General features: G+C 73.7%; 7 protein-coding genes. 4 read left to right on the forward strand and 3 right to left on the reverse strand.

The window, feature by feature from the left end:
* Positions 1 to 106 precede the first annotated feature (106 nt).
* The gene (locus ACFCV8_RS22260; RefSeq protein WP_376687147.1) at positions 107 to 4,075 is read left to right on the forward strand and encodes a hypothetical protein; all 3,969 of its coding nucleotides are present in this window, start codon (positions 107 to 109) and stop codon (positions 4,073 to 4,075) included.
* Positions 4,076 to 4,247: 172 nt separating this feature from the next.
* On the opposite strand, the gene ACFCV8_RS22265 is transcribed toward ACFCV8_RS22260, so the two are convergent.
* Positions 4,248 to 5,006 carry a phosphoglyceromutase gene (locus ACFCV8_RS22265; protein ID WP_352279017.1) on the reverse strand — a complete coding sequence of 253 codons (759 nt, stop codon included), beginning with the start codon at positions 5,004 to 5,006 and terminating at the stop codon, positions 4,248 to 4,250.
* Between the two features lie 206 nt (positions 5,007 to 5,212).
* On the opposite strand from ACFCV8_RS22265, the gene ACFCV8_RS22270 reads away from it, so the two are divergent.
* Entirely contained in the window at positions 5,213 to 6,541 is a 1,329-nt protein-coding gene (locus tag ACFCV8_RS22270) for an MDR family MFS transporter (RefSeq protein WP_376687148.1), read from the forward strand.
* Positions 6,542 to 6,692: 151 nt separating this feature from the next.
* Here ACFCV8_RS22270 and ACFCV8_RS22275 read toward each other — a convergent pair whose 3' ends face one another.
* Together ACFCV8_RS22275 and phoU are read right to left on the reverse strand one after the other, a co-directional pair.
* Positions 6,693 to 6,842 carry a hypothetical protein gene (locus ACFCV8_RS22275; protein WP_376687149.1) on the reverse strand — a complete coding sequence of 50 codons (150 nt, stop codon included), beginning with the start codon at positions 6,840 to 6,842 and terminating at the stop codon, positions 6,693 to 6,695.
* A gap of 173 nt (positions 6,843 to 7,015) precedes the next feature.
* Entirely contained in the window at positions 7,016 to 7,693 is a 678-nt protein-coding gene (phoU, locus tag ACFCV8_RS22280) for a phosphate signaling complex protein PhoU (protein WP_352279022.1), read from the reverse strand.
* Positions 7,694 to 7,891: 198 nt separating this feature from the next.
* Here phoU and ACFCV8_RS22285 point away from each other — a divergent pair, with 198 nt between their 5' ends.
* Both ACFCV8_RS22285 and ACFCV8_RS22290 read left to right on the forward strand, forming a co-directional pair.
* Entirely contained in the window at positions 7,892 to 9,166 is a 1,275-nt protein-coding gene (locus ACFCV8_RS22285) for a sensor histidine kinase (protein WP_376687150.1), read from the forward strand.
* Complete coding sequence (locus ACFCV8_RS22290; RefSeq protein WP_148837180.1) at positions 9,163 to 9,843, forward strand: response regulator transcription factor; 681 nt, start codon at positions 9,163 to 9,165, stop codon at positions 9,841 to 9,843. Before ACFCV8_RS22285 ends, ACFCV8_RS22290 begins: the two co-directional genes overlap by 4 nt.
* Positions 9,844 to 9,931: the final 88 nt, after the last annotated feature.

A 9,931-nucleotide genomic window follows, 5' to 3' on the forward strand; every position in this document is an offset into this window, starting at 1 on the left:
AATCAACTCGCCGTCGACTGCGAAGGGTTGGTGACGCGCCGACAGGCTGTCGTAGCGTGGGGAAACCGGTCGGGGGGCCGGGGGCGACTGCTGGGGGGGCAGCTGGATGGGACGTCCCGAAAGGCCGCTCGACGCGGACGCGGGCCCGGTGCAGCGGTTCGCCGCGGAGCTACGGGCGCTGCGCGCCGGGGCGGGCGGGCCGACCTACCGGGTGATGGCGAAGGAGTCGGACTACTCGGCGCCCGCCCTGTCGCAGGCGGCGGCCGGCGAGCGGCTGCCGACACTGGCGGTGACGCTGGCCTACGTGACGGCGTGCGGCGGTGACCGCGCCGACTGGGAGAGGCGCTGGCGGGCCGCGGCGGCGATGGCCGCCGCCGTTCCCCGGGAGGACGAGCCGGTCGCGGACTCGCCCTACCGGGGGCTGGCCCGCTTCGAACCGGACGACGCGGACGTGTTCTTCGGGCGCGACGCCCTGGTGGACAGCCTGGTGGACGTGATGCGCGACCACCGGTGCGCGGTCGTGCTGGGGCCCTCGGGCAGTGGAAAGTCCTCGCTGCTGCGGGCCGGTCTCGCGCCGAGGCTGGGACGGACGACGGAGCGGGCGCTGCGCCCGGCCGCGATCCGTGTCCTGACGCCGGGCCCGCACCCGGTCCGCACGCACGAAAGCAGGCTGCGGCCCGCCGAGGGTCCGGGCGACACCCTCCTCGTGGTGGACCAGTTCGAGGAGGTCTTCACCCTCTGCCCGGATCCGGCCGAGCGCGCCCGGTTCATCGATCTGCTGCTCGCGGCCCGGCAGCGGGGCAGCCGTCTGCGGGTGGTGCTCGGTGTGCGCTCCGACTTCTACGGCCGGTGCCTGGAGCATCCCGCGCTCGTGCGGTTGATACGGGACGCGAGTCTGCCCGTCGGTCCGATGGGCCGCGAGGACCTGCGGCGGGCGGTCACGGGACCCGCCGGGGTGCGCGGCCTGACCGTGGAGCGTTCCCTGACGGCTCAGCTGGTCGACGAGGTGGACGGCGAGCCCGGCGGCCTGCCGCTGCTGTCGCACGCGCTGCTGGAGACCTGGCGCCGGCGCTCGGGCCGGACCCTGACCCTGCGGTCGTACGAAGCGGCGGGCGGTGTGCGCGGTGCCATCGCCCAGACGGCCGAGGACCTGTACCGCTCCTTCACGGACTCCCAGGCGGCCCTGACGCGCCGGATACTGCTGCGTCTGATCGCCCCGGGGGACGGCACCGCCGACACGTGCCGCCCCGCGGACCGGAGCGAACTGGACACGGCCCCCGCGGCAGGGCGGCACGGCACCGGGGGCGACGACCCGGCGGACGGCACAGGCGCAGGCGCAGACGCAGGCACCACCGACACCGGCGCAGCCACCGGCACCGAGGCGGTCCTCGACCGTCTCGCCCGCGCCCGTCTGGTCACCCTGGACGGGGACACCGTCCGTCTCGCCCACGAGACGCTGATCACCGCCTGGCCCCGGCTGCGGGGCTGGATCGAGGAGGACCGCCACCGGCTGCGCGTACTGCGCCGCCTCACCCAGGACGCCAGCGACTGGACGGAGCTGGGACGGGACCCCGGGGCGCTCTACCGGGGAGCACGGCTGGCCGAGGCCGAGGAGGCCTTCGCGCACCCCGCCCACCTGGCGCAGCTGACCCCCGCCGAGCGGGACTTCCTGCACGCGGCCCGGACGGCCCGTACCCGTGACCGGCGGCGGCTGCGCGCGCTGGTCGCCTCCGCGAGTCTGCTGCTCGTGCTCGCCCTGGTCGCGGGCACCGTGGCCTGGCAGCAGAACCAGGACGGTGACCGCCGTCGTGTCGACGCCGCGGCCCGTCGCGTGGCCGGTGCCGCCGACGACCTGCGCGGTTCGGATCCGCGTACGGCGCTGCGGCTGGGCGTCGCCGCCTGGCGGCTCAGCCGCACGCCGGAAACCCGGTCCGCGCTGCTGGGCGCGCTGGGCCAGCAGGAACTGCCCGGATTCACCCCGTCCAGGCAGTCCGGCGCCACCTCGTTGCTCAGCTCCGACGGCCGCACCCTGGTCGACGTCGGCGAACGTCGCGTCACGCAGTGGGACATTCCGGGCCGCCGGATGACCGGCAGCTACCGGGCGCCCCGTGGCGGCGGCTTCCCGGCCGAGATGGCCGAGACGGCCGAACTCACCCCGGACGGACGCTTCCTGATCGTGCCCGTCGGTCAGGACGGGCAGCAGCGCCTGTGGGACATCCGGGCCGAGCGTTACCAGGGGCGTCCGTTCGGCCCGAAGGACGCGCCCGGTGAACCGGTGCCCGGCGAACCGGTGCCCGACGAACCGGCGTCCGGCGAATCGGCGTCCGGCGCGGGGGCGTTCGTCGCGGTGGGCCCTCCCGCCGCGGGCGGCGACCTGCGCCCCGTCTCCATGAGCGGTGCGGGCAGCTACGGGACGAGCTCCAGCAAACACGCGATGATCTTCCATACGGACGCCCGCATGGACGTGTGGGACACGTCCACCGGGCGGCGCCTGCTCTCCGCCCTGCCGCTCGCGGAAACGGGAACGCTCGACGACAGCGACGTCAGCCCGGACAACCGGCTGCTCGCCCTGTGCACGAGCCGCGGCCTGGTCCTGTGGGACGTACGCGCACGCCGCCGCGCCGACGCCGCCTGGCACCGCCGTCCCGCCTGCCCGTCCGACGGCCACCTGCGGTTCACCCCGAACGGCCGGGAGCTGGTCCTGCAGGACGCCTACGCGCTGCGCAGGGTGAGCGTCTCCAGCGGCAAGGACCTGCCACGGCTGGGTCAAGTGGCCCCGCTGGACTTCGTGTTCACCGCGGACGGCGCCTACGCGGCGAGCCGCGGATCCACGGACATCCTCATCTGGCGCCTCGACCGCCCGCAGGCCCCCGTCTTCCGCCACCAGCTGTCCGACGAGGACCCCTTCGAGCTGCGGATCGACACCCGCGCCGGTGTCCTGCGCTATCTCGACGGGAGCCCGGCAAGCACCCAGACCGTCCACGCGCTCGACATCGGTGCCGTCCTGGGCTCCCGCTGGGACAGCCGGCCCGCGCAGCAGGCCGCCCTCAGCCAGGACGGCAGGGTGCTCGCCGTCCTGCGCGCCGGCCGCCTCGCCCTCTACGACGGCCGCACGGGCCGGCGCCGCCCCGACGCGCCGCCGCCTCCCACGCCCGCCGCCGGCCAGGACCTCGCACCGGACTCCCCGGCCCTCTCGCTCAGCGCGGACGGACGGCGGCTCGCCTACGTGCCCCGGTACGAGGAAGGACTGGGCCTGGCGCGACGCGTCGTGGTGTGGGACACCGGGCGCCACCGCCGGGTCGGCGAACTGCGGGCCACCGAGCCGGAAGGCTTCGCGACCTTCGCGCTCTCCCCCGACGGGCACGAGCTGACGACGACCGGCATGGCCGATGACAGCACCACCGTGTGGAGCGCCGACACCGCCCGCGCACTGCGCACCGTCCCCGCACGTACGGCCCGGCGGGACGACGCCGCCGACGGCGCGCCCCGCGAGGACCGCCCCGGACCCGCCGACGGCAGCGCCCCGGACCCGGGCGCGGGCACCGGCGCGGGCACGGGCGCCCCGGGCCCCGGAGCGACGACCACCGGACCCCCCACCGCGAACTGTGCCTGCGTGGCCGCGTTCGACCACGCGGGCGGCCTGGCCGCCAGAGGCGAGCTGTCCGGACACATCACTCTGTGGGACACCCGGCGGCGCGCCGGACTCGGAATGCTCTACGGCGGCGTGGGGAAGGGCACCCCCGACGCCCCGGAGGAGATCACCGCCCTCGCGCTGTCCCCCGACGGAACCACCCTGGCCGCCGCCGGGGAGTACGGAACCCTGCGGCTGTGGGACGTTCCCTCCCGCCTGGCGCTCGGCACCGGGCTGCCCACGGCCGGGGACCGGATCCGCTCGCTGGCCTTCGCCCCGGACGGCCGCACTCTGTACGCGGCGGGCACGCACGTGCTGCTGGAGCGCCACGCCATCGACCCGGACCGCATCGCCGAAACGGTGTGCCGCCGCTCCGGCGGGTCCCTGCCGCGCGGCCAGTGGGACACCTACCTCCCGGACGCGCCCTACCGGCCGATCTGCTGACCCGGCGGGCCGGCGGGTCAGGACAGGCCACCGCCACCGGCCCCGATGCGCGGTACGCGCCCCGTCGCGGCCTCGCGGACGGCACGCGTGCCGGGTCGACCGCCGTCGCCCGCACGAAGAAGCCCCGGCCGGCGGGGAAACCGCGGGGCCGGGGCTCGTTCGTGGGCGAGGGCTACTTCTTGCCCTGGTTCTTCACGGCCTCGATGGCGGCCTTCGCCGCGTCCGGGTCGAGGTAGGTGCCGCCCGGCTTCAGGGGGCGGAAGTCGGCGTCCAGCTCGTAGGCGAGCGGGATGCCGGTCGGGATGTTCAGGCCCGCGATGTCGGCGTCGGAGATGCCGTCGAGGTGCTTGACCAGGGCACGGAGGCTGTTGCCGTGGGCGGCGACCAGGACCGTGCGGCCGGCGAGCAGGTCCGGGACGATGCCGTCGTACCAGTACGGCAGCATGCGGACGACGACGTCCTTGAGGCACTCGGTGCGCGGGCGCAGCTCCGGCGGGATCGTCGCGTAGCGCGGGTCGTCGCTCTGCGAGAACTCGGTGCCGTCCTCCAGGGCGGGCGGCGGGGTGTCGTACGAGCGGCGCCAGAGCATGAACTGCTCCTCGCCGAACTCGGCCAGCGTCTGCGCCTTGTCCTTGCCCTGGAGGGCGCCGTAGTGGCGCTCGTTCAGCCGCCAGGAGCGGTGGACCGGGATCCAGTGGCGGTCCGCGGACTCCAGCGCGAGCTGCGCGGTGCGGATGGCGCGCTTCTGGAGGGAGGTGTGCAGCACATCGGGGAGCAGACCGGCGTCCTTCAGCAGCTCACCGCCGCGGACCGCCTCCTTCTCGCCCTTCTCGGTGAGGTTGACGTCCACCCAGCCGGTGAACAGGTTCTTCGCGTTCCATTCGCTCTCGCCGTGGCGGAGGAGGATCAGCTTGTACGGTGCGTCGGCCATGGTGCCGAGCGTAATCGAACCCGTACGAACCCCGCGCGGGTGGCCACGGGGCGGACACCCGGCCGTGCGGCCGGCCCCGCGGTCGATTGACGTCGGCCGTCAATCGACTGGCGGACCGGAATTCCGGATTCGTAATGTGTGGACAGTTGTCCGGCCTCTTACCGGCGATCGTTCTTTCCGTACACACGCCCCCGGGGGGATTCCGCATGTCTGTCGCCGGTCTCAGACGGGCTGCCCGGGCATCCGTGTCCGGTCTGCCCAGCCAGTTCTGGTGGCTGTGGACCAGCACACTGGTCAACCGCCTCGGCGCCTTCGTCGCCACGTTCATGGCGCTCTACCTGACCCTGGACCGCGGGTACTCGGCCTCGTACGCGGGGCTGGTCGCCGCGCTGCACGGGCTCGGCGGGGTCGTCTCCTCGCTCGGGGCCGGGGTGATGACCGACCGGCTGGGCCGCCGTCCCACCATGCTGATCGCGCAGACGTCGACGGCGCTGTCGGTGGCGGTGCTCGGCTTCATGGTCGACCCGGTGGCCATCGCGGGGGTCGCCTTCGTCGTCGGCATGGCGAGCAACGCGTCACGGCCCGCCGTGCAGGCGATGATGGCCGACATCGTGCGGCCCGAGGACCGGGTGCGGGCCTTCTCGCTCAACTACTGGGCCATCAACCTCGGCTTCGCGGTCTCCTCGGCCGGTGCCGGGTTCGTCGCCGAGTACAGCTATCTCGCCGGGTTCCTCGGCGAGGCCACGATGACGCTGGCCTGCGCCGTCGTCGTCTTCCTCAAGGTGCCCGAGACCCGGCCGGAGAAGCCGGCGGCCACCGGCCCGGCGGGCAGCGGCGGCGCGGAGGAGGAGGTCCGGCTCTCCACCGTGCTGCGCGACGGCCGGTTCATGAGCGTGGTCGGCCTCTCCTTCGTCATCGCGCTGATCTTCCAGCAGGGGTACGTGGGGCTGCCGGTGGCCATGGGGGCGGACGGGTTCTCCAGCTCCGACTTCGGGACCGCGGTCGCCGTCAACGGGGTGCTGATCGTGGTGCTCCAGATCCCCGTCACCCGCTTCATCGAGCACCGTGATCCGCGCCGGCTGCTGGTGGTGTCCTCGCTGCTGGCGGGGTACGGGTTCGGGCTGACCGCGTTCGCCGGGTCGGTCGGGGTCTACGCGCTGACCATCTGCGTCTGGACGGTCGCCGAGATCGTCAACTCGCCGATCCAGAGCAGCCTGGTCGTCCGGCTGTCGCCCGCCCGGGGCCGGGGCCGCTATCAGGGCATGTACACGATGTCCTGGGCCGTGGCGGCGCTGATCGCGCCGCTGATGTCGGGCGTGGTGATCGACCGGTTCGGCGCGCGGTGGCTGTGGGGCGCGTGCGCCGTGCTGGGGACGGTGGCGGCGCTGGGGTACGGGCTGCTGATGCGGAACCTCCCGGCGTCGGACGGGGTGGCGGCCGCCGGGGGCGGGGCCGGCCCCGACGCGGGGGAGGACGGGGGCGACGCGGCCGGAACGGGCACCAGCACCGGACCCGCCGTCGAGCGGACGGCCTGAGCGCCCACGCACGGCCCGCGCACGCACGACCCGCCCGCGTACGCCCGCCCGCGCACGGCCCGCGTACGCCCGTCGCGTACGCCCGCGCACACGGCGGCGCCCCGCGCGGGACGAATCCCGTGCGGGGCGCGCTCGGTGGCACGACGGGCGCTCAGCCGGAGCAGCCACCGCACTGGCACGGGGCGCCCGACTGGCAGCCGCAGCCGCAGCCGGAGCCGCAGCCGCAGGCGCCGAGCAGGGGCAGGCGCACCGCCTCGACGGGCACGTCCTGCTGGGGTTCGGTGACGGGGGAATCGGCCATGGTTCCTCCTCAAGGCGTACGACAGGCCGTACGCCACGACGACGCGCGTACGACCGGGGCGTACGGGCAAGGCGCGCAGCCCCACCCCATTGGATGCCCACACCGGCGGGCGCATCAACGGCGCACATGCGCAGGGGCGCCAATGCGCCCCGTACACGCCCCGTACGCCGGTGTCAGGCGCCCTCCACCGCCGCCTGCTGCTGGATCTCGTCCGCGTGCTCGCCCGTCACCAGGTACACCACCCGCTTCGCCACCGACACCGCGTGGTCCGCGAAGCGCTCGTAGTAGCGGCCCAGCAGCGTCACGTCCACGGCGGTCTCGATGCCGTGCTTCCAGCGGTCGTCCATCAGGTGCTGGAAGAGCGTGCGGTGCAGCAGGTCCATCTCGTCGTCGTCCTGCTCCAGCTGGAGCGCGAGGTCGACGTCCTTGGTGATGATGACCTCGGCGGCCTTGGCCATCAGGCGCTGCGCCAGCTGCCCCATCTCCAGGATGGTGGCGTGCAGGTCGTGCGGGACCGCCGACGCCGGGAAGCGCAGCCGGGCCAGCTTGGCGACGTGCTGGGCGAGGTCGCCCGAGCGCTCCAGGTCGGCGCTCATCCGCAGGGAGGTGACCACTATGCGCAGGTCCGTCGCCACGGGCTGCTGACGCGCGAGCAGGGCGATGGCCCGCGCCTCCAGGTCGTGCTGAAGATCGTCGACCTTCTGGTCGGCGGCGATCACGCTCTCCGCGAGCTTGAGATCGGCATCGAGCATGGACGTCGTCGCCCGGCCGATCGCCGACCCGACGAGCCGGGCCATCTCGACCAGTCCTTCGCCGATCGAGTCGAGTTCCTCGTGGTACGCGTCACGCATGGAAGTCCCTCTCCAGTCCTCTTCGTAAGGCCGGGGCCAGCTTCGAACCCCACGCTGCCACCTTGGGGCGCCTACGCGTCGGGCTCCGGCCGCCCAAGTGAACCAGCCCTTGCCCCTCGGTGAACTCTGGGCGACGAGTGTTCGGACAGCCACTCGGATGGCTGGGAGAGTCCTCCGGTACCCGCATAACCTTGACGTATGGACGTGAACGCGGCAGTCGCCGCAGCTGCGGCGATCGGCGGTGCGGGCACCGGTGTGATCGCCATGCTGGCGTTCCGCTGGAGCGAGCGCGACCAGAAGAAGCCGACGCGGACCTCCATGCGGCCCGACAGCAACGCCCCCCTGCCGCCCGGCGTGGACACGGTCCTCTCCGTGCTCAGCTCCTCGGCGGTGGTGCTCGACGAGAGCGACAGCGTGGTCAAGGCCAGCTCGGCCGCGTACGCGCTGGGGCTGGTCAGGGGCGGCCGGCTCGCCGTCGAGCCGATGCTCAACATGGCCCGGGACACCCGCAGGGACGGCGAGATACGCCAGGTCGAGCTGGACCTGCCGCGGCGCGGTACGGGCCGGGGCGAGGCCCTCGCGGTCTCCGCCCGGGTCGCCCCGCTCGGCTCCCGGCTGGTGCTCCTGCTGGTCGAGGACCTCACCGAGGCCCGCCGGATAGAAGCGGTACGACGCGACTTCGTCGCCAACGTCAGCCACGAGCTCAAGACCCCGGTCGGCGCTCTCTCGCTGCTCTCCGAGGCCGTGATGGACGCCAGCGACGACCCGGAGGCGGTGGAGCGCTTCGCGGGCCGGATGCAGGTCGAGGCGACCCGGCTGACCAACCTCGTACAGGAGATCATCGACCTCTCACGGGTGCAGAACGACGACCCGCTGGAGGACGCCGAGCCGGTCCGGGTGGACGAGCTGGTGGCCGAGGCCATCGACCGCTGCCGCCAGCAGGCCGGCTCCAAGCAGATCACCATGGCGGCCGGCGGCACCGCGGAGCTCCACATCTGGGGCAACCGCGGACAGCTCGCCGCGGCCCTCGGCAACCTCGTCGAGAACGCCGTCAACTACAGCCCCGCCCGCACCCGCGTGGGCATCGCCGCGCGGCGGGTGCCCGTGCCCGGCGGGGACCAGATCGAGATCGCCGTGACCGACCAGGGCATCGGCATCTCGGAGAAGGACCGCGAGCGGGTCTTCGAACGCTTCTACCGCGTCGACCCGGCCCGCTCACGGGCCACCGGTGGCACCGGCCTCGGCCTCGCCATCGTCAAGCACGTGGCCGCCTCGCACGGCGGGGAGGTCACGGTCTGGAGCTCGGAGGGCCAGGGCTCCACCTTCACCCTGCGGCTGCCCGAAGCGGGCTCCGTACGGGATCGCGACCGCGACCCGGCCGGACCGCACCCCGTCAACGACGACGAGGGGCCCTACGGCCCCGCCCACCCCGACACCCTTGAACCGTTCCCAGCCCCGGAGGTCCTTCCGTGACCCGAGTGCTCGTCGTCGAGGATGAGGAATCCTTCAGCGACGCCCTGTCCTACATGCTCCGCAAGGAGGGTTTCGAGGTCGCCATCGCGGCCACCGGCCCGGACGGTCTCGACGAGTTCGAGCGCAACGGCGCCGACCTCGTCCTGCTGGACCTGATGCTGCCGGGCCTGCCCGGCACCGAGGTCTGCCGTCAGCTGCGCAGCAGGTCCAACGTCCCCGTGATCATGGTCACGGCGAAGGACAGCGAGATCGACAAGGTCGTCGGCCTGGAAATAGGAGCCGACGACTACGTGACCAAGCCGTTCTCCTCGCGGGAGCTGGTCGCCCGCATCCGCGCGGTGCTGCGCCGCCGCGGTGAGCCGGAGGAGGTCGCCCCCGCCGCCCTGGAGGCGGGCCCGGTCCGGATGGACGTGGACCGCCACGTCGTCACCGTCGCCGGCGGCAAGGTCGACCTGCCGCTCAAGGAGTTCGACCTCCTGGAGATGCTGCTGCGCAACGCGGGCCGGGTCCTGACCCGCATGCAGCTGATCGACCGGGTGTGGGGCGCGGACTACGTGGGTGACACCAAGACCCTCGACGTCCACGTCAAGCGGCTGCGCGCCAAGATCGAGCCCGACCCGGGCGCCCCCCGCTTCCTGGTGACGGTGCGGGGCCTGGGCTACAAGTTCGAGCCGTAGGCCGCAGCGGGCCGCGTCGGGCACGGCGCGGGCCGCCCGGAGCACGTGAGAACGGCGGAGGGCGCCCCCCTGGAGAGGAGGGCGCCCT

This window comes from Streptomyces sp. NPDC056347 (assembly GCF_042262625.1).
GTDB lineage: Bacteria > Actinomycetota > Actinomycetes > Streptomycetales > Streptomycetaceae > Streptomyces.